17 protein-coding genes are annotated in these 18,579 nt (G+C 64.4%); 15 read left to right on the top strand and 2 right to left on the bottom strand.

The genetic code is table 11. The features are described from left to right. Position 1 precedes the first annotated feature (1 nt). Together HU770_RS02020 and ydcS are read right to left on the bottom strand one after the other, a co-directional pair. Positions 2 to 1,042 (bottom strand): ABC transporter ATP-binding protein, encoded by a 1,041-nt coding sequence (locus HU770_RS02020; protein ID WP_186654363.1) that lies wholly within the window; start codon positions 1,040 to 1,042, stop codon positions 2 to 4. Positions 1,043 to 1,129: 87 nt separating this feature from the next. After that, positions 1,130 to 2,281, bottom strand: coding sequence for a putative ABC transporter substrate-binding protein YdcS (gene ydcS / locus HU770_RS02025; protein ID WP_186654365.1), 1,152 nt, complete (start codon positions 2,279 to 2,281; stop codon positions 1,130 to 1,132). A 217-nt stretch (positions 2,282 to 2,498) separates the two neighbouring features. Between ydcS and HU770_RS02030 the strand changes: the two genes are divergently transcribed. From HU770_RS02030 to HU770_RS02100, 15 genes are all read left to right on the top strand, one after another. Next, positions 2,499 to 3,197 carry a tellurite resistance TerB family protein gene (locus HU770_RS02030; protein ID WP_186654369.1) on the top strand — a complete coding sequence of 233 codons (699 nt, stop codon included), beginning with the start codon at positions 2,499 to 2,501 and terminating at the stop codon, positions 3,195 to 3,197. A gap of 128 nt (positions 3,198 to 3,325) precedes the next feature. Next, positions 3,326 to 4,948 (top strand): methyl-accepting chemotaxis protein, encoded by a 1,623-nt coding sequence (locus HU770_RS02035; protein ID WP_186654373.1) that lies wholly within the window; start codon positions 3,326 to 3,328, stop codon positions 4,946 to 4,948. 5 nt (positions 4,949 to 4,953) lie between these two features. Continuing rightward, positions 4,954 to 5,472 carry a chemotaxis protein CheW gene (locus tag HU770_RS02040; RefSeq protein WP_047581546.1) on the top strand — a complete coding sequence of 173 codons (519 nt, stop codon included), beginning with the start codon at positions 4,954 to 4,956 and terminating at the stop codon, positions 5,470 to 5,472. After that, positions 5,469 to 6,743: a CheR family methyltransferase gene (locus tag HU770_RS02045; RefSeq protein WP_186654377.1), complete on the top strand. Its 1,275-nt coding sequence runs from the start codon at positions 5,469 to 5,471 to the stop codon at positions 6,741 to 6,743. The genes HU770_RS02040 and HU770_RS02045 overlap by 4 nt, the downstream gene beginning before the upstream one ends. Further along, positions 6,740 to 7,405, top strand: coding sequence for a chemotaxis protein CheW (locus HU770_RS02050; RefSeq protein WP_186662961.1), 666 nt, complete (start codon positions 6,740 to 6,742; stop codon positions 7,403 to 7,405). Before HU770_RS02045 ends, HU770_RS02050 begins: the two co-directional genes overlap by 4 nt. Next, complete coding sequence (locus HU770_RS02055) at positions 7,402 to 9,684, top strand: hybrid sensor histidine kinase/response regulator (RefSeq protein ID WP_186662962.1); 2,283 nt, start codon at positions 7,402 to 7,404, stop codon at positions 9,682 to 9,684. The genes HU770_RS02050 and HU770_RS02055 overlap by 4 nt, the downstream gene beginning before the upstream one ends. Then, positions 9,681 to 10,694 (top strand): Wsp signal transduction system protein-glutamate methylesterase WspF, encoded by a 1,014-nt coding sequence (gene wspF / locus HU770_RS02060; RefSeq protein WP_186654384.1) that lies wholly within the window; start codon positions 9,681 to 9,683, stop codon positions 10,692 to 10,694. The genes HU770_RS02055 and wspF overlap by 4 nt, the downstream gene beginning before the upstream one ends. Before the next feature lie 51 nt (positions 10,695 to 10,745). Next, positions 10,746 to 11,750, top strand: a complete 1,005-nt coding sequence (gene wspR / locus HU770_RS02065; RefSeq protein ID WP_186654387.1) for a Wsp signal transduction system regulator diguanylate cyclase WspR — start codon at positions 10,746 to 10,748, stop codon at positions 11,748 to 11,750. A 170-nt stretch (positions 11,751 to 11,920) separates the two neighbouring features. Further along, positions 11,921 to 13,016 (top strand): peptide chain release factor 2 gene (prfB, locus tag HU770_RS02070; RefSeq protein ID WP_143500723.1). Its coding sequence is split into 2 segments (ribosomal slippage): positions 11,921 to 11,992 and positions 11,994 to 13,016, totalling 1,095 coding nucleotides; the frame shifts between segments, so codons are not numbered across the junction. A gap of 72 nt (positions 13,017 to 13,088) precedes the next feature. Beyond that, positions 13,089 to 14,591 carry a lysine--tRNA ligase gene (gene lysS / locus HU770_RS02075; protein ID WP_033700926.1) on the top strand — a complete coding sequence of 501 codons (1,503 nt, stop codon included), beginning with the start codon at positions 13,089 to 13,091 and terminating at the stop codon, positions 14,589 to 14,591. 143 nt (positions 14,592 to 14,734) lie between these two features. Then, positions 14,735 to 15,439, top strand: a complete 705-nt coding sequence (locus HU770_RS02080) for a TetR family transcriptional regulator (protein WP_186654680.1) — start codon at positions 14,735 to 14,737, stop codon at positions 15,437 to 15,439. 30 nt (positions 15,440 to 15,469) lie between these two features. Next, a complete protein-coding gene (locus HU770_RS02085) occupies positions 15,470 to 16,018 on the top strand; it encodes a hypothetical protein (protein ID WP_186654390.1) in 549 nt (182 codons plus the stop codon). Positions 16,019 to 16,051: 33 nt separating this feature from the next. Further along, on the top strand, positions 16,052 to 17,329 hold the full coding sequence (locus HU770_RS02090) for a flavohemoglobin expression-modulating QEGLA motif protein (RefSeq protein ID WP_033700922.1): 1,278 nt from the start codon (positions 16,052 to 16,054) through the stop codon (positions 17,327 to 17,329). Further along, positions 17,301 to 18,224, top strand: a complete 924-nt coding sequence (locus HU770_RS02095; RefSeq protein ID WP_047581562.1) for an alpha/beta hydrolase — start codon at positions 17,301 to 17,303, stop codon at positions 18,222 to 18,224. The genes HU770_RS02090 and HU770_RS02095 overlap by 29 nt, the downstream gene beginning before the upstream one ends. Continuing rightward, a complete protein-coding gene (locus HU770_RS02100) occupies positions 18,221 to 18,547 on the top strand; it encodes a hypothetical protein (RefSeq protein ID WP_033700920.1) in 327 nt (108 codons plus the stop codon). Before HU770_RS02095 ends, HU770_RS02100 begins: the two co-directional genes overlap by 4 nt. Positions 18,548 to 18,579: the final 32 nt, after the last annotated feature.

Genomic DNA, 18,579 nt, shown 5'->3' on the forward strand with positions numbered 1-18,579 from the left:
CTCAGCGGCCCTCGTCGAGCACGGTTTCCAGCAGTGCCGTCATCGCTTCACGGGGCCAGCGCGCCTGCACCCGCTGGCCGGCCTGCCAGGTTTGCGCGTGGGCCTGCCAGCGGTCGTTGGCCTGGCTCACCGTCAACAGCTGGCCGCTGTCCAACTGCAGTTCGAAGCGGGTGGCGCTGCCCTGGTACTGCACATCGTGCAGCAGGCCGCTGACCTGCACCTCATGGCTGTCGGCGGCTTGTTCACCCAGGCGGATATGCTCGGGGCGGATGGAAAACGGCGCAGGGCTGCCGTTGAGCTGCTCGGCCAGCTCGCCACGCACCACATTCGAGGTGCCGACGAATTCGGCGACGAAGGTAGTAGCCGGCTGCATGTACAGGTTGCGCGGGGTGTCGACCTGTTCGATGCGGCCGCGGTTGAACACCGCCACGCGGTCGGACATCGACAGGGCTTCGGTCTGGTCGTGGGTGACGAAGATGAAGGTGATGCCCAGCTGGCGCTGCAGCTTTTTCAGTTCGCCCTGCATCTGTTCGCGCAGCTTCAAGTCCAGCGCCCCCAGCGGTTCGTCGAGCAGCAGCACCCGTGGGCGGTTGACCAAGGCGCGGGCGAGGGCGACGCGCTGGCGCTGGCCGCCGGACAGCTGCGCCGGTTTGCGCGCACCGTAACCGGTCAGCGCCACCATGGCCAGGGCCTCGTCGGCGCGGGCATGCCGTTCGGCCTTGGCCACGCCTTTGACCTTGAGGCCATAGGCGATGTTGTCGCGCACGTTCATGTGCGGGAACAGCGCATAGTCCTGGAACACGGTATTGACGTCGCGTTGGTAGGGCGGCACCCCGGCGGCTTCCACGCCATGGATGCGAATCGAACCGTTGTCGGGGTGCTCGAAGCCTGCGATCAGGCGCAGGCAGGTGGTCTTGCCCGACCCGGAGGGGCCGAGCATGGAGAAGAACTCGCCATCCATGATGTCGATGCTGACCTGGTCGACGGCCTTGACCTCGCCGAAGGTGCGGGAAACCTGGGTGAACTGGACTGCTAGGGGCATGGCCGGTACTCAGTTGTTGCTGTGTTGCCTGTACCGGATCTTTCGCGGGGCTGCAGCGCGAATAGGCCGGTACAGGCTCAATCGACCTCAGCGCCCGCCCATGATCGCGATGTAGTCCTGCGTCCAGCGGCTATAAGGCACGAACTTGCCGCCCTGCGCCTGCGGCGTCTTCCAGAAGGCGATCTTGTCGAAGTTGTCGAAACCATTGGTCTTGCAGCCTTCGGCGCCCAGCAGTTCGCTGCCGGTGCAGGCCGCTGGCACCGCTGGCAATGAGCCGAACCAGGCGGCCACATCACCCTGCACCTTCGGTTGCAATGACCAGTCCATCCACTTGTAGGCGCAGTTGGGGTGTTTGGCCTCGCTGTGCAACATGGTGGTGTCGGCCCAGCCCGTGGCGCCCTCCTTGGGTATGGTAGAGGCCACCGGCTGGTTCTCTGCTTTCAGGCCGTTGACCATGTAGCCCCAGGAGCTGGAGGCGGCCACGCCTTCGTTCTTCACATCGCTCATCTGCACCGTGGCGTCATGCCAGTAGCGGTGGATCAGCGGCTGTTGCTGGCGCAACAGTTCGAGCACGGCCTTGTACTGGGTTTCGTTCAGTTCGTAGGGGTCCTGGATACCCAGTTCCGGCTTGGCCGACTTCAGGTACAGCGCCGCATCGGCGATGTAGATCGGCCCGTCGTAGGCTTGCACGCGGCCTTTGTTCGGCTTGCCATCGGGCAGGTCCTGCGGCTCGAAGACCACCCCCCAGCTGGTTGGCGCCTGCTTGAACACCTGCGTGCTGTACAGCAGCACATTCGGCCCCCACTGGTATGGGGTGCCGTAGGCTTGCTTGTCGACCACGTACCAGCCACCGTTTTGCAGGCGCGGGTCGATGTTCTTCCAGTTGGGGATCAGCGCAGTGTTGATCGGTTGCACCCGCTTGCCGGCGATCAGCCGCAGCGACGCATCGCCCGAGGCCGTGACCAGGTCGTAGCCGCCCTTGGTCATCAGGCTGACCATTTCATCAGAGGTGGCGGCCGTCTTGACGCTGACCTTGCAGCCGGTTTCCTTTTCAAAGCCGGTGACCCAATCGTAGGCTTTGTCGCTTTCACCGCGCTCGATGTAACCGGGCCAGGCGACGATATCCAGGCGCCCCTCGCCGGCCCCCAGGGCCTTGAGCGGTTCGGCGGCCTGCAGGCTGGCGCTGGCCAGCAACGCGCCGGTCAGGGCGCCGAGCAATGCGGTGTTGTGCGCTGACATGGTGTTCCCTCTTATTGGAGATCTTGGTCGGGGCAGTCATCAAGCAAGCCGTGAAACGCTTGTTATAAGCGTAGTGCGATTGTGCGAGGTATTGGCGATATCGAGTCTAGTTGGCTTTTTGCTGGCCAATGCAACATCCGGAAGCAAATCCCCCCGTGGCGATCGCTCGGGCAGGGCTTAATCTGGCTGTCCTTTTGCAACGTCTGGAGGCACTTCAATGAACACCCGCGGACTGCTCGATCAACTGCTCAAGTCTGGCCAGCAACTGCTCGACAGCCAGGCCGGCAAAGCGGGCTCAGGCAAGCCAGGCGCGGGCGCCGGCGGCCTCGGCAGCCTGTTGTCCGGTGTCGGCGGCGGCGCTTTGGGGGCAGGGGCGCTGGGCCTGTTGCTGGGTAACAAGAAGGCCCGCAAATACGGCGGCAAGGCCCTGACGTACGGTGGCCTCGCTGCACTCGGGGTGTTGGCCTACAAGGCCTATGGCAACTGGCAGGCGCGCCAGCAGGGGGCAGGTCAAGCGCCCGAGCCGCAGACCCTCGACCGCCTGCCGCCGGCCCAAGCCGAGCAGCACAGCCAGGCGGTGCTGCGGGCGCTGGTGGCAGCGGCCAAGTCCGATGGCCATATCGACGAGCGCGAGCGGGCCTTGATCGAAGGCGAATTCACCCGCCTGGACACGGACGGCGAACTGCAGCAATGGCTGCACGCCGAGCTGAACAAACCGCTGGACCCGGCCGAGGTGGCGCGTGCCGCGCAAACGCCGGAAATGGCCGCCGAGATGTACCTGGCCAGCGTGATGATGGTCGACCAGGAGCATTTCATGGAACGTGCCTACCTGGACGAACTGGCCCGCCAGTTGCGCCTGGACCCAGCCTTGCGCCAGGAACTGGAGAACCAGGTACGGCTTGGCGCAGGCCAATAGCACACGGCTTGGCTTGTCCATCAGGCAAGGATGCCTGAATACCCCGCATTTCAGCCGCAAAAGCGTAGGATGCCTGGGCTATACTTCGGCGATTTTCCCCGCTCGTTGTGAATTCCTGAGGGCTGAATGTGAAGAACTGGACGTTGCGCCAACGGATCCTGGCAAGTTTCGCCGTGATCATCGCCATCATGCTGCTGATGATCGTCGCCGCCTACTCGCGGTTGGTGGCGATCGAAAGTGCCGAGCAGGCAGTGGGCACCGACAGCATCCCCGGGGTCTACTACAGCTCGATGATTCGCAGTGCCTGGGTCGACAGCTACGTCACCAGCCAGCAGCTGGTGGGTTTGTCCAACCATCGCGAAATCACGTCGGCGGACTTGGAGCTGTTCAAGAGCTTCGAGGATCGCCTCAAGCAACATATGGCCAGCTACCAGGAGACCATTCAGGACCGCGATGACCAGACGCGTTTCGATAGCTTCGTGCAGCTGGAAGAAAACTACATCAAGATCGTCGGCCAGGTGCTGGACACCTACCGCCAGCGCAATTATGTCGAAGCCGAACGGCTGATCAACGAGGTGCTCACCCCGGCCTGGGTCGATGGCCGCCAGCACCTGAACGATGTGATCGAGAACAACCGGGCCTCGGCCGAAGCCGCCACCCACGACATCGTCAGCGCCGTGAGCACGGCCAAGGGCAGCATGATGATTTCGCTGCTGCTGGCAATCGTTGCCGCCGGCATCTGTGGGCTGCTGCTGATGCGCGCCATCAGTGCGCCCATGCAGCGCATCGTCCACGCCCTCGACCGGCTGCGCTCGGGTGACCTGAGCATGCGCTTGAGCCTGGACCGCAAGGACGAGTTCGGCGCCATCGAAAGCGGTTTCAACGAGATGGCCGAGGCGCTGGCCAACCTGGTGTCCCAGGCCCAGCGTTCATCGGTGCAGGTGACCACCTCGGTGACCGAGATCGCCGCCACCTCCAAGCAGCAGCAGGCCACCGCGACCGAGACCGCCGCGACCACTACTGAAATCGGCGCCACCTCGCGGGAAATCGCCGCCACCTCGCGTGACCTGGTACGCACCATGACCGAGGTCACCTCTGCCGCCGATCAGGCTTCGAGCCTGGCCGGCTCCGGCCAGCAAGGCTTGGCCCGCATGGAAGAGACCATGCACCAGGTGATGGGCGCCGCCGACCTGGTCAATGCCAAGCTCGGCATCCTCAATGAGAAGGCCAGCAATATCACCCAGATGGTAGTGACCATCGTCAAGGTGGCCGACCAGACCAACCTGTTGTCGCTCAATGCCGCCATCGAGGCTGAAAAAGCCGGCGAGTACGGTCGTGGCTTCGCCGTGGTGGCCACTGAAGTGCGCCGCCTGGCCGACCAGACTGCCGTGGCCACCTACGACATCGAGCAGATGGTGCGCGAGATCCAGTCGGCTGTCTCGGCCGGGGTAATGGGCATGGACAAGTTTTCCGAAGAAGTGCGCCGCGGCATGTTCGAGGTCCAGCAGGTGGGCGAGCAGCTCAGCCAGATCATCCATCAGGTGCAGGCCCTGGCGCCGCGTGTGTTGATGGTCAACGAAGGCATGCAGGCCCAGGCCACCGGCGCCGAGCAGATCAACCAGGCACTGGCCCAGCTCAGCGATGCCAGTACCCAGACGGTCGAGTCGCTGCGCCAGGCCAGTTTTGCCATTGACGAGCTCAGCCAGGTGGCCGCAGGCCTGCGCGGCGGCGTGTCGCGCTTCAAAGTCTGACGGCGATGAACGACTTGCAACCCCACGCTGCTCGGGCGAGCGACGCCAAGGGCACGTTGTACCTGCTGTTTCGTATCGCTGATCAGCGCTTTGCCCTGGACGTGCACGAGGTGGTCGAGGTGCTGCCGCGTCGGCCGCTGAAGCCGATCGCCCAGGCGCCGGCGTGGGTCGCAGGTATTCTCGCGCACCGCGGCGCGCTGGTGCCGGTGGTCGACCTGTCGGCGCTGAGCTTTGGCCAGGCAGCAGCGCAACGTACCAGCACGCGTCTGGTGCTGGTGCGTTACCGGGGCAACCTGCAACTCGGGCTGATCCTTGAGCAGGCGACCGAAACCTTGCGCTGCCGCCGCGAAGAATTCCAGCCGTATGGCCTGGACAATGCCGACGCTCCCTACCTGGGCCCGGTGCGCCAGGACCACCTGGGCCTGTTGCAACTCATCGAAGTCGATGACCTGCTGACGGACGCCGTGCGCGAGCTGGTGTTTGCCGATCACAGCGGTGCACCAGGGCAAGGAGTGCCGACATGACTGAACAGCGTTTCTTCCGCTACCTGCGCGAGCGCATCGGCCTGGATGTGGAGTCGGTGGGGGCGTCCATGGTCGAGCGCGCCTTGCGCCAGCGCTGCGTTGCCGTGAACGCGGCAGACCTGGACGATTACTGGCTGCGCCTGCAGCAATCGGCGGACGAGCAACAGGCATTGATCGAGGCGGTCATCGTCCCCGAGACCTGGTTCTTCCGATACCCCGAATCGTTCACGGCCCTGGTCGGGCTTGCCCATAAACGCCTGGCCCAGCTGGCCGGCGCACGCCCGGTGCGGCTGCTCAGTCTGCCGTGCTCGACCGGCGAAGAACCCTATTCACTGGCCATGGCGCTGCTGGATGGCGGCATGAGCCCTGGCTCGTTCATGATCGACGGCATCGATATCAGCCCCATTTCGGTGGCCAAGGGCGAACAGGCGGTTTATGGGCGCAATGCCTTTCGCGGCAGCGACCTGGGTTTTCGCGAGCGCTTTTTCGATGCGCTCGATGACGGCCACCGCTTGCAAGGCCGGGTGCGCCAGCAGGTCAGCCTGCAGGTAGGCAATGTGCTGGATCCGGCACTGGCCAGCCGCGATGGCCTGTACGATTTCGTGTTCTGCCGCAACCTGTTGATCTATTTCGACGTGCCCACGCAGCAGCGGGTGTTCGAGGTGCTCAAGCGCCTGACTCACGCGCAGGGCGTGCTGTTCATCGGGCCTGCCGAAGGCAGCTTGCTGGCGCGGCTGGGGATGCGCCCGTTGGGCATTGCGCAGTCGTTCGCCTACGTGCGCCAGGAGGGCGACAGCGCGCCGGTCGCCACGCCGAGCGCGCCACCCGCCAGGCGCACGCTGCCGCCTTTGGCCATGCCCGTGTACCCGCCGCCCACCCCGTCACTGACGCGGCCGTTGCGGCCCCTTGTGGCCGCTGCCAAGGCGCCGCTGCCGCACGACAGCATGGGCGAGAGCGAGGCCGAACTGCTGGCCAGCATTGCCCGGCATGCCAACGCCGGTGCCAGCGCGCAGGCGCGCGCCGCTTGCCAGCGTTACTTGAGCCAGTTCGCGCCGACCGCGCAGGTTTACTACTGGCTGGGGTTGCTCAGCGATACCGAAGGCGATGCCGGCCAGGCGCTTACCCATTATCGCAAGGCCCTGTACCTCGAACCGCAGCACCCCGAAGCCCTGGTACACCTGGCGGCGTTGCTCGCGGCCCAAGGCGACCTGGCCGGCGCGCAGCGTTTGCAGGCGCGTGCCGCACGGGTCGGTCGGGAGTCTGAACGATGAGGGGGGAATCCGCGATGCAACTGCTTGCCCAGGCCGACGAGCGCATCGACGACTGCTGGAACCGCATCGGCGTGCACGGTGACAAACAGTGCCCGCTGCTGGAGCAGCACATCCATTGCCGCAACTGCGACGTCTATGCCGCTGCCGCCACGCGCCTGCTCGACCGTTACGCCCTGCTGCAGGATGACCAGGCCGTTGCGGCGCAAGCCGCCGAGCAATCTGTCGGCCACTCCCTGCTGTTGTTCAGGCTCGGCGAAGAATGGCTGGCCCTGGCGACCGCCTGCCTGGCAGAGATCGCGCCCTTGCAGGCGGTGCACTCGCTACCGCACCAGCGTTCGCGGGTATTGCAAGGCGTCGCCAACGTGCGGGGCGCGTTGGTGCCGTGCCTTTCGTTGGCTGACCTGCTGGGGGTGCAACCGACTGCCGGGCAACAGCGCAGCGGCCGCGAGATGCCGCGCATGCTGATCCTGGCCGCCGAAGGTGGGCCGGTGGTGATGGCAGTCGAAGAGATCGACGGCATTCATCGGCTTGACCCGGCGTTGCTGGACAGCGGCCAGGACACCACGCGCTTCACCGCAGCGGTGCTGCAGTGGCGTGGCCGCAGCGTGCGCGTGCTGGACGATCAACAATTACTGTCTGCCGTGCAGCGGAGCCTGTCATGACCCCAGAGCAAATGCGCGATGCATCGTTGCTCGAGCTGTTCAGCCTGGAGGCCGAGGCGCAGACCCAGGTACTCAGCGCCGGCCTGATGGCCCTGGAGCGCAACCCCACCCAGGCCGACCAGTTGGAAGCCTGCATGCGCGCGGCCCACTCCCTGAAGGGGGCCGCGCGCATTGTCGGGGTAGACGCTGGCGTCAGCGTTGCCCATGTAATGGAAGATTGCCTGGTGGCTGCCCAGGAAGGCCGCTTGCGGCTGGGTGCCGAGCATATCGATGCGCTGCTGCAGGGTACCGACCTGTTGATGCGCATCGCCACGCCAGGCGACACCGCCGCGCAAGCGACGCTGCCGGTGTTTCTCGCACAGATGGCCAGCTTGCTGGACCCAGGCGCCGCGCCAGCGCATAGGCCAGCGGCCCTGCCGACAGTGTCTGTACGAGCAACGCCCATCGAGCCCTTGGCGGAGCCCATAGAGGCGGAGTTCGAGCTTGAACCCGTGCCCCGGCGCAAGGCTGGCAAACGCGCTGGCGAAGGCGCAGAGCGGGTGCTGCGGGTCACCGCCGACCGCCTCAACAGCCTGCTCGACCTGTCCAGCAAGTCGCTGGTGGAAACCCAGCGGCTCAAGCCTTACCTGGCCACCTTGCAGCGCCTCAAGCGCATGCATGGCCAAGGCATGCAGGCCCTCGATGGCTTGCGCATGCAACTGGAAGACAGTGGCCAGAGCAGCGAAGTGCTCGAAGCCCTGGCCCAGACCCAGCGCCTGTTGGCCGAAACCCAGCAGATTTTGCAGCAGCAGGCCGCCGACCTTGACGAATTCGGCTGGCAGGCCAGCCAGCGCGCACAATTGCTCTATGACACCGCCCTGGCCTGCCGGATGCGGCCTTTCGCTGACGTACTGGCCGGGCAGAGCCGCATGGTCCGTGACCTTGGGCGCTCCCTGGGCAAGCCGGTGCGCCTGGTCATCGAAGGCGAAAAGACCCAGGTCGACCGCGATGTGCTGGAAAAACTCGAAGCACCGCTGACCCACCTGCTGCGCAATGCGGTCGACCACGGCATCGAACTGCCCGAGCGGCGCCTGCTGGCAGGCAAGGCGCAGGAGGGCGTGATTCGCCTGCGCGCCTCGCACCAGGCCGGCATGCTCAGCCTAGAGCTGATCGACGATGGCGCCGGTATCGACCTTGAGCGCCTGCGCAGCGCTATCGTCGAGCGTGCCATGTCGCCGGCCGACACGGTGGCCCGGATGAGCGAGGCGGAGCTGATGACGTTCCTGTTCCTGCCCGGTTTCAGCCTGCGCGACACCGTGACCGAGGTGTCGGGGCGCGGGGTTGGCCTGGATGCCGTGCAGCACATGATCCGCGAGCTGCGCGGCTCGATCGAGTTGACGCAATTGGCGGGGCAGGGCTGCCGCTTCCACCTGCAGGTGCCGCTGACCCTGTCGGTGGTGCGCAGCCTGGTGGTGGAGGTGGGCGGCGAAGCGTATGCCTTCCCGCTTGCGCATATCGAACGCACCTTGGAGGTGACCGCCGAACAGATCGTGCAGATCGAAGGGCGCCAGCACTTCTGGCACGAAGGGCGACACATCGGCCTGGTGGCGGCAAGCCAGTTGCTCAACCGCCCGGCAGGGCAGGACGATGAGCGCAGCCTGCGGGTGGTGGTGATCCGCGAGCGCGAGCAACTCTACGGGGTTGCCGTAGAACGCTTGATCGGCGAGCGGGTGCTGGTGGTGATGCCCCTCGACCCGCGCCTGGGCAAGGTCCAGGACATCTCCTCCGGTGCCTTGCTCGACGACGGCTCGGTGGTGTTGATCATCGACGTCGAAGACTTGCTGCGCTCGGTGGAAAAACTGCTCAGTACCGGCAGCCTGGAGCGCATCGAGCGGGGCAGCAGTGGCGCCCGTGGCGCAGCGCGCAAGCGCATTCTGGTGGTCGACGACTCGCTCACCGTGCGCGAGCTGCAGCGCAAGCTGCTGGGCAACCGCGGTTACGACGTGGCGGTGGCGGTAGATGGCATGGACGGCTGGAACGCGTTGCGCGGCGACGACTTCGACTTGTTGATCACCGATATCGACATGCCGCGCATGGATGGCATCGAGCTGGTCACCCTGGTGCGCCGGGACCAGCGCTTGCAATCGCTGCCGGTGATGGTGGTGTCGTACAAGGACCGTGAGGAAGACCGACGGCGAGGCCTGGATGCTGGCGCCGACTACTATTTGGCAAAGGCCAGTTTCCACGACGATGCGTTGCTGGATGCTGTGGTGGAGTTGATCGGAGGTGCCCAGGGGTGAAGATCGCCATCGTCAATGACATGCCCATGGCGGTCGAGGCGTTACGCCGGGCGCTGGCCTTCGAGCCTGCGCACCAGGTGATCTGGGTGGCGGGCAACGGCGCCGAGGCGGTGCAGCGCTGCGCCGAGCAGTTGCCTGACCTGATCCTCATGGACCTGATCATGCCGGTGATGGATGGGGTGGAGGCGACGCGGCGGATCATGGGCGAAACCCCCTGTGCCATCGTGATCGTCACGGTCGACCGCAAACAGAACGTGCACCGGGTATTCGAGGCCATGGGCCATGGCGCCCTGGATGTGGTCGATACCCCGGCCCTGGGGGCGGGCGATGCCCGAGAGGCGGCGGCGCCGTTGCTGCGCAAGATCCTCAACATCAGTTGGCTGATCGGCCAGCAGCGCAGCCCGGCCGCGCGCCCGGTTGCCACGCCCTTGCGCGAAGCATCACAGCGCCGGGGGCTGGTAGCCATTGGCTCGTCGGCGGGCGGCCCGGCTGCCCTGGAGGTGCTGCTCAAGGGCTTGCCCCCTGCATTTCCGGCGGCCATCGTGCTGGTCCAGCATGTCGACCAGGTGTTTGCCGCCGGCATGGCCGAATGGCTCAGCAGCGCAGCAGGCCTGCCGGTGCGCCTGGCCTGCGAGGGCGAGCCGCCGCAACCGGGGCAGGTGTTGCTGGCGGGCACCAACCACCATATCCGCCTGCTGAAAAACGGCCAGCTGGCCTACACTGCCGAACCGGTCAACGAAATCTACCGGCCCTCGATCGATGTGTTCTTCGAGAGTGTGGCGCGCTACTGGAGCGGCGATGCCGTAGGTGTGCTACTCACGGGCATGGGCCGCGATGGTGCCCAGGGCCTGAAACTGATGCGCCAGCAAGGTTTCCTGACCATCGCCCAGGACCAGGCCAGCAGTGCCGTGTACGGCATGCCCAAGGCCGCCGCAGCGATCGACGCGGCGGTGGAAATCCGCCCGCTGGAGCGAATAGCCGGGCGCTTGATGGAATTCTTTGCAAAATGACGATATGTATTGAATCACGCCGCCTGGCCGGCAGTGATCAGGTGAATAGGGATGAATGATCTACCGATCGAAGGTTTCGCGACCGCCAACGAAAATTCGGCGATGGTCCTGTTGGTCGACGATCAGGCGATGATCGGCGAAGCGGTGCGTCGTGGCCTGGCCCACGAAGACAACATCGACTTCCACTTCTGCGCCGACCCGCACCAGGCCGTGGCACAGGCCATGCGCATCAAGCCGACGGTCATCCTGCAGGACCTGATCATGCCGGGCCTGGATGGGCTGACCCTGGTGCGCGAGTACCGCAACAACCCGGTTACCCAGGATATCCCGATCATCGTGCTGTCGACCAAGGAAGACCCGCTGGTCAAGAGCGCGGCGTTTGCTGCGGGGGCCAACGACTACCTGGTCAAGTTGCCAGACAACATCGAGCTGGTGGCGCGTATTCGCTACCACTCACGCTCCTACCTGACCTTGCTCCAGCGTGACGAAGCCTACCGCGCCCTGCGTGTGAGCCAGCAACAGTTGCTCGATTCCAACCTGATGCTGCAGCGGCTGATGAATTCCGATGGCCTGACCGGGCTTTCCAACCGGCGCCATTTCGACGAGTACCTGGAGCTGGAATGGCGCCGGGCCATGCGCGAGCAGCAGCAGTTGTCGTTGCTGATGATCGACGTCGACTACTTCAAGGCCTACAACGATAACTTCGGTCACCTGGCCGGTGACGAGGCGTTGCGCCAGGTGGCCGAAGCGATTCGCGGCTCGTGTTCGCGGCCGACCGATCTGCCGGCGCGCTATGGGGGCGAGGAGTTTGCCCTGGTGCTGCCCAATACATCCCCGGGGGGCGCGCGGCTGATTGCCGAGAAATTGCGCCAGACCGTGGTGGGGTTGGGTATTGCCCATACGGCGCCAGCGGCTGATGCGCGGTTGACCGTGAGCATTGGCCTGGCGACGCAGACGCCGGCGGTTGGCGGGCATTGCCGGCAGCTGATTTCGGCGGCGGACAAGGGCTTGTACCAGGCCAAGAACAGCGGGCGTAATCAGGTGGGGGTTGCCTGAGGGCGAGATCGAGCGCCGCCCGCGCGGCGCTCGATCTCCCAGGCGCCGAAAGCCTATAGCCCAACACATCGTAAATCCCCCAAACCTACCGCCCGGCGGGTCTGCCGCCCCGCGTCTGAGTCAGTTATACTCGCAGGCTTTTCACCGAATTCGCACGAGAGCCTCCCCCCATGGAAATCCAACCGATCCTGAACACCATCAAGGACCTCACCGAGCGTTCCCAGTCCATTCGGGGGTATCTTTGACTACGATCACAAGCATGACCGCCTGATCGAAGTCAACCGCGAGCTGGAAGACCCCAGCGTCTGGAACAAGCCTGAGTACGCCCAGGAACTGGGCCGTGAGCTTGCGTCGCTGAAAACCATCGTCGGCACACTGGATGAACTCGCCGGTGGCCTGAGCGATTGCCGCGACCTGCTGGACATGGCCGTCGAAGAGAACGACGAAGGCGCCGTCGACGACGTGGTCGCCGAGCTGCAGCGCCTGGAAGAATCCCTCGCCCAGCTGGAATTCCGCCGCATGTTCAGCGGCGAGATGGACATGAACAACGCCTACCTGGACATCCAGGCCGGTTCCGGCGGTACCGAAGCCCAGGACTGGGCCAACATCCTGCTGCGCATGTACCTGCGCTGGGCGGACAAGCGCGGCTTCGATGCCACCATCATGGAACTGTCCGAAGGTGAAGTCGCCGGCATCAAGGGCGCTACCGTGCACATCAAGGGCGAATACGCCTTCGGCTGGCTGCGTACCGAAATCGGCGTGCACCGCCTGGTGCGCAAGAGCCCGTTCGACTCCGGCGCTCGTCGCCACACCTCGTTTTCGGCCGTGTTCGTATCGCCTGAAATCGACGACAAGGTCGAGATCGAGATCAACCCGTCCGACCTGCGCATCGACACCTACCGCTCCTCCGGTGCCGGTGGCCAGCACGTCAACACCACCGACTCGGCGGTGCGTATCACCCACGTGCCGACCAACACCGTGGTCAGCTGCCAGAACGAACGCTCCCAGCACGCCAACAAAGACACCGCCATGAAAATGCTGCGGGCCAAGTTGTACGAGCTGGAAATGCAGAAGCGCAGCGCCGCTTCCCAAGCCCTGGAAGACAGCAAGTCGGACATCGGTTGGGGCCACCAGATCCGCTCGTACGTGCTCGACGCGTCGCGGATCAAGGACCTGCGCACCAACGTTGAGCGCAGCGACTGCAACAAGGTGCTCGACGGCGACATCGACGAATACCTCGAAGCCAGCCTGAAACAGGGCCTGTAAGCTTCACTCCTGCTGAGAAGACCCTCGCCTGCGGGCGAGGGCAATGAATTCCCTGATGGAAGATGTGACCACATGAGCGACCTCAATAGCGCACCGCAAGACCTGCAACAGGAAGAAAACGCCCTGATCGCCCTGCGCAAGGAAAAACTTGCCGCAGAGCGCGCCAAGGGCAATGCCTTCCCCAATGACTTCCGTCGCGACAGCTACTGCAACGACCTGCAGAAGCAGTACGCCGACAAGACCAAGGAAGAACTGGAAGCTGCAGCGATTCCGGTCAAGGTTGCCGGGCGCATCATGCTCAACCGTGGCTCGTTCATGGTCATCCAGGACATGACCGGCCGTATCCAGGTCTACGTCAACCGCAAGACCCTGCCAGAAGAAACCCTGGCCGCCGTCAAGACCTGGGACCTGGGCGACATCATCAGCGCCGAAGGCACCCTGGCCCGTTCCGGCAAGGGCGACCTGTACGTCGAGATGACCAACGTGCGCCTGCTGACCAAGTCGCTGCGTCCGCTGCCCGACAAGCACCACGGCCTGACCGACACCGAACAGCGCTACCGTCAGCGTTACGTCGACCTGATGGTCAACGAAGAAACCCGCCACACCTTCCGCGTTCGCTCGCAGGTGATCTCGCACATCCGCAAGTTCCTGATCGAGCGCGACTTCCTCGAAGTCGAAACGCCGATGTTGCAGACCATCCCCGGCGGCGCCGCGGCCAAGCCGTTCGAAACCCACCACAACGCCCTGGACATGGCCATGTTCCTGCGCATCGCGCCGGAGCTGTACCTCAAGCGCCTGGTGGTCGGTGGCTTCGAGAAAGTCTTCGAGATCAATCGCAACTTCCGTAACGAAGGCGTTTCAACCCGGCATAACCCCGAGTTCACCATGCTCGAGTTCTACCAGGCCTACGCCGACTACAACGACAACATGGACCTCACCGAGGAACTGTTCCGCGAGCTGGCGCAGCTGGTGCTGGGCAGCACCGACGTACCGTACGGCGACAAGGTGTTCCACTTTGGCGAGCCGTTCGTGCGCCTGTCGGTGTTCGACTCGATCCTCAAGTACAACCCCGAGCTGACCGCCGCCGACCTGCAGGACGTCGACAAGGCCCGTGACATCGCCAAGAAAGCCGGTGCCAAGGTGCTCGGCCATGAAGGCCTGGGCAAGTTGCAGGTGATGATTTTCGAAGAGCTGGTCGAGCACAAACTGGAGCAGCCGCACTTCATTACCGAATACCCGTTCGAAGTCTCGCCGCTGGCCCGTCGCAACGACGACAACCCGGCCGTGACCGACCGCTTCGAGCTGTTCATCGGTGGCCGCGAGATCGCCAACGCCTACTCCGAGCTCAACGATGCCGAAGACCAGGCCGAGCGCTTCCTGGCCCAGGTGGCCGAGAAAGATGCCGGTGACGACGAAGCCATGCACTACGATGCCGACTTCGTCCGTGCCCTGGAGTACGGCATGCCGCCGACCGCCGGTGAAGGCATCGGCATCGACCGCCTGGTGATGCTGCTGACCAACTCGCCGTCGATTCGCGATGTGATCCTGTTCCCACATATGCGTCCGCAGGCCTGAGTGATCTGAGAAAGCCGCCTCTAGGGGCGGCTTTTTCGTGCCTGAAGCTTTATGTTGTCAGTGCGCGCTTTTTCGCGGGTAAACCTGCGCAAGGGCCGTCGCAGCCAGCACACCGTCCGTGAGGTAACCCCGTGTCCCCCGTAATCGCCCCGCAAGGCGCCGCCGGCATCGCCACCGCCGTCGCCGAAAGCGTGCAATACCAAGGCCGCAAGACTGCCCGCCAAGGCAGCGAGCAGCGCCGCCAACTGATCCTCGACGCCGCCATGCGCATCGTCGTGCGCGATGGTGTACGTGGTGTGCGCCACCGCGCGGTGGCCGCCGAGGCAGGTGTGCCATTGTCGGCCACCACCTATTACTTCAAGGACATCGAGGACCTGCTCACCGATACCTTCGCCCAGTACGTCGAGCGCAGCGCCGCCTACATGGCCAAGCTCTGGGCCAACACTGAGGTAGTGCTGCGCCAGATGCTGGCCCAGGGTGATGGCAGCCCGCAGGCGAGGGCGCGGCTGGCCGACGAAGTGGCGCGCATGACCGCTGACTATGTGTCCCGCCAGTTGCTCAATCGCCGCGACTTCCTCATGGCCGAGCAGGCGTTCCGCCAGGAGGCGCTGCTGTGCCCACGTCTGGCCGAACTGGTGTGCGCCCACGAGCAGATCCTTCTGCACGGTACCCGACAGTTGCTGCAGGTGGTCGGGTCGCGGCAACCGGAACAGGACGCCCAGATGTTGACGGCGATTATCGAGCAGATGGAATATCAGGGCCTGCTCAAGGATGCGAACGCGCAAGCCGATGGGCAGATGCTCGCTATGCTTACCCGTTACCTGCACCTGGTGTTGGCATTGGCCTGAGCACAGACCTGAATTTTCAAGGAGAACCTGATGAAAGCCTGGCGTGTGGTGTTGTTGACTCTGTCATTCCTGCTGCTAGGCGGTTGTCTGGTGACCTTTGACGAGCCGTTGCCGAGCAACCAGGCCGCGCCCAAGGCTCTGCTCGGCAAATGGAGCAGCAAGGACGCCTGGGGCGAGCCGCTGAAACTTGCGATCAGCCGCAGTGGCGGCGATGCCTACAAGGCCGTGGCCACGGCCAAGGGCAAGGCCCCCGAAGCGTATGTGTTCACCGTGTCGCGCCACGGCAATCGCTGGTACCTCTCGGCCGGCGTGCCCAAGCGCCTGGGCGGTAATTTCCTGATTGGCGGTTTCGAAGTCATCGATGGCAAGGAACTGGTGGTGTACAACCTCGATGTCGAGCAGGTGCAGCAGGCTGTCGAGAAGAAAGAACTGACTGGGCGCAGCACCGAGGTGCCGGAAGACAATGGTGAGGGCGTGCTGATCGACAGCCCATCGGCGCGGGTGCTGGCCTATCTGGACGACCCGGCCAACTCCGACCTGTTCGTCGAGGTGGCGCGCTTCCAGCGCAGCGGCAAGTAGTTGCCTGTACTGCCCTCTAGCAAGGAGTCCTCAGTGGACGAGTACCAACAGACCATCCGTGCACTGTCCGACCGCATCGTCGCGGCGCAGACCCCCATTCGTGTGCTCGACGCGGTGAAGTGGGACGACAACATCCGCCACGGCTTCCTCAAGGCCAAGGGCAAAGAGCCACCTGCCGTAGACCGCGCCTATTACCAGTCGCGCCCGTTGTCGTTCGACTCCAGTGCGGTCAAGGCCGAGTTCCAGAGCATCGAGCGCGACATCACCCGCCGGCTGGGCCAGTTCAACCCGGTCGGGCAGATCATGCGGCGCATGTGCAAGGAGTACCGCATGGTGGTGCGCATGCTCGAGGCGCGTGGCACCGAAGACTTCGGGCTGATCTCGCAGGAGCTCTACGGCGCCGCCTCCGACGCCTTCCATGCCGGTGACCCGACCCTGGCCGACCTGGGCCTGATGCTTTCGGACTACCTGAACAACATCGATGGCCGTGGCGACCTCAAGGACGAGCCGAAGAACCTGACCGCCAAGGAGGCCGTGGACATCCTCCAGCGCCGCCTGAACAAGGTGTTCGGCGAGGCCGAAGAAACTATCCGTGTGTTCGAGTCCGACGGCATCGTCGCCGACGCAGCGGCGGGGGCCGACTACATCAAGGTGCGCGCCGACGCCATGTTCAACAGCCGCGACGTGCGTGCGCTGGAGGTGCACGAGGGGCTGGTGCATGTCGGCACCACGCTCAACGGCCTCAACCAGCCGATCTGCACCTTCCTGGCCAAAGGGCCACCCTCGTCGACGGTGACCCAGGAAGGGCTGGCGATTCTCATGGAGGTGATTGCCTTCGCCTCTTACCCCAGCCGCCTGCGCAAGCTCACCAACCGCACGCGCGCCATCCACATGGTCGAGGAAGGCGCCGATTTCCTCCAGGTATTCGAGTTTTTCCGCGCCCAGGGCTTTGAAATGGCGCAGAGCTACAGCAACGCCAGCCGGGTGTTCCGCGGCTCGGTGCCCAATGGGCTGCCATTCACCAAGGACTTGTCCTACCTAAAGGGCTTCATCATGGTTTACAACTACATTCAGTTGGCCGTGAAGAAGGGCAAGCTCGAGCAGATCCCGCTGCTGTTCTGTGGCAAGACCACCCTGGAAGACATGCGCACCCTGCGCCAACTGGTCGAGGAAGGGCTGGTGGAACCGCCCAAGTACTTGCCCGAACAGTTCCGTGACCTCAACGCGCTGTCGGCCTGGATGTGCTTCTCCAACTTCCTCAACCACCTGAGCCTGGATCGCATTGAAGCCGACTACGCGAACATTCTCTGAGCGCTGCCGCCTGCTGGTACTCGGTGTGCTCCTGCTGGGCCTGAGCGGGTGCAGCAGCCTGCTGTTCTACCCCGAGCCGGGCCAACCGTTCACGCCGGAACGGGCCAAGCTGGAATACCGTGACGTTACTCTGACCACCGCCGACGGTTTGCGCCTGCATGGCTGGTGGCTGCCGGCCAAGGCCGGTGTCGAGGTCAAGGGCACGGTGTTGCACCTGCATGGCAACGGCGGCAACCTGGCCGGCCATCTGGGGGGCAGCTACTGGCTGCCGGAGCAGGGCTACCAGGTACTGATGGTCGACTACCGGGGTTATGGGCTGTCTCAGGGCAAACCGGGTTTGCCGGAGGTCTACCAGGACATTGCGGCGGCCATGGGCTGGCTGGACCAGGCGCCCGAGGTCAAGGGCAAGCCACTGGTGCTGCTGGGGCAGAGCCTGGGCGGCGCCATGGCCATCCACTACCTAGCGGCCCACCCCGAACAGCGCCAGCGCTTCAGCGCGCTGGTGTTCGATGGCGTGCCGGCCAGCTACCGTGCGGTCGGGCGGTTTGCCCTGAGTACGTCGTGGATGACCTGGCCGTTGCAGGTGCCGCTGTCGTGGCTGGTGCCCGACAGTGACAGTGCGATCCGTTCGGTCGAGCGCCTGGACGGCCCGCCGAAGCTGTTCTTCCACAGTATCGACGACCACCTGGTGCCGATGGACAACGGCATCCGCCTGTACCAGCACGCGCCACCGCCGCGGGTACTGCAACTGACCCGTGGCGGCCATGTGCAGACCTTCGCTGACCCGGTGTGGCGCCAGGTAATGCTGCGCTTTCTGGACGACCCGAGTCATTTCAACGGCCTACGGCGGCTTGCCGAAGTGCCCAATTACCCTGACGAGAAGAACAAGCAATGAGTGAAGAACGCAACGCCATCCCGCTGATCCTGACCGGCGTCGGCAGCATCATCGTGACGGTGGGGGCCCTCTGGTACTACGGTTACCTGCATTTCGCCAAGCCTGAAGACGCCCTGTTGCTGCAGGATTTCACCATGCTCAAGACCCTGCCAGGCGAGGATTACAAAGTCTCGCTCGACCCGGCCCCACAGGTGGCCCAGTGCGTGGACGGTGTGCTGGTGCTGTTCGATACCCAACAGAAAGGCCTGACCGGCGTGCTGGTCGACGACCGCAAGCGTGCGGTGCGCTGCATGGGTGAGGACACACCGCAGCAGGTGCAGTGAGCTGCAATCTGCGTTGCTGCACCTGACCTTTC

It is taken from the genome of Pseudomonas sp. SWRI68, from assembly GCF_014269165.1.
Classification (GTDB): domain Bacteria; phylum Pseudomonadota; class Gammaproteobacteria; order Pseudomonadales; family Pseudomonadaceae; genus Aquipseudomonas; species Aquipseudomonas capeferrum.

What these genes read in the sequence shown, in the direction of transcription:
- HU770_RS02020 (WP_186654363.1), bottom strand. Translation starts at nt 1,042, where the DNA reads ATGCCCCTAGCAGTCCAGTTCACCCAGGTTTCCCGCACCTTCGGCGAG.
- HU770_RS02100 (WP_033700920.1), top strand. Translation starts at nt 18,221, where the DNA reads ATGAGTGAAGAACGCAACGCCATCCCGCTGATCCTGACCGGCGTCGGC.
- HU770_RS02045 (WP_186654377.1), top strand. Translation starts at nt 5,469, where the DNA reads ATGACTGAACAGCGTTTCTTCCGCTACCTGCGCGAGCGCATCGGCCTG.
- HU770_RS02050 (WP_186662961.1), top strand. Translation starts at nt 6,740, where the DNA reads ATGAGGGGGGAATCCGCGATGCAACTGCTTGCCCAGGCCGACGAGCGC.
- wspR (WP_186654387.1), top strand. Translation starts at nt 10,746, where the DNA reads ATGAATGATCTACCGATCGAAGGTTTCGCGACCGCCAACGAAAATTCG.
- lysS (WP_033700926.1), top strand. Translation starts at nt 13,089, where the DNA reads ATGAGCGACCTCAATAGCGCACCGCAAGACCTGCAACAGGAAGAAAAC.
- HU770_RS02055 (WP_186662962.1), top strand. Translation starts at nt 7,402, where the DNA reads ATGACCCCAGAGCAAATGCGCGATGCATCGTTGCTCGAGCTGTTCAGC.
- HU770_RS02030 (WP_186654369.1), top strand. Translation starts at nt 2,499, where the DNA reads ATGAACACCCGCGGACTGCTCGATCAACTGCTCAAGTCTGGCCAGCAA.
- ydcS (WP_186654365.1), bottom strand. Translation starts at nt 2,281, where the DNA reads ATGTCAGCGCACAACACCGCATTGCTCGGCGCCCTGACCGGCGCGTTG.
- HU770_RS02085 (WP_186654390.1), top strand. Translation starts at nt 15,470, where the DNA reads ATGAAAGCCTGGCGTGTGGTGTTGTTGACTCTGTCATTCCTGCTGCTA.
- HU770_RS02040 (WP_047581546.1), top strand. Translation starts at nt 4,954, where the DNA reads ATGAACGACTTGCAACCCCACGCTGCTCGGGCGAGCGACGCCAAGGGC.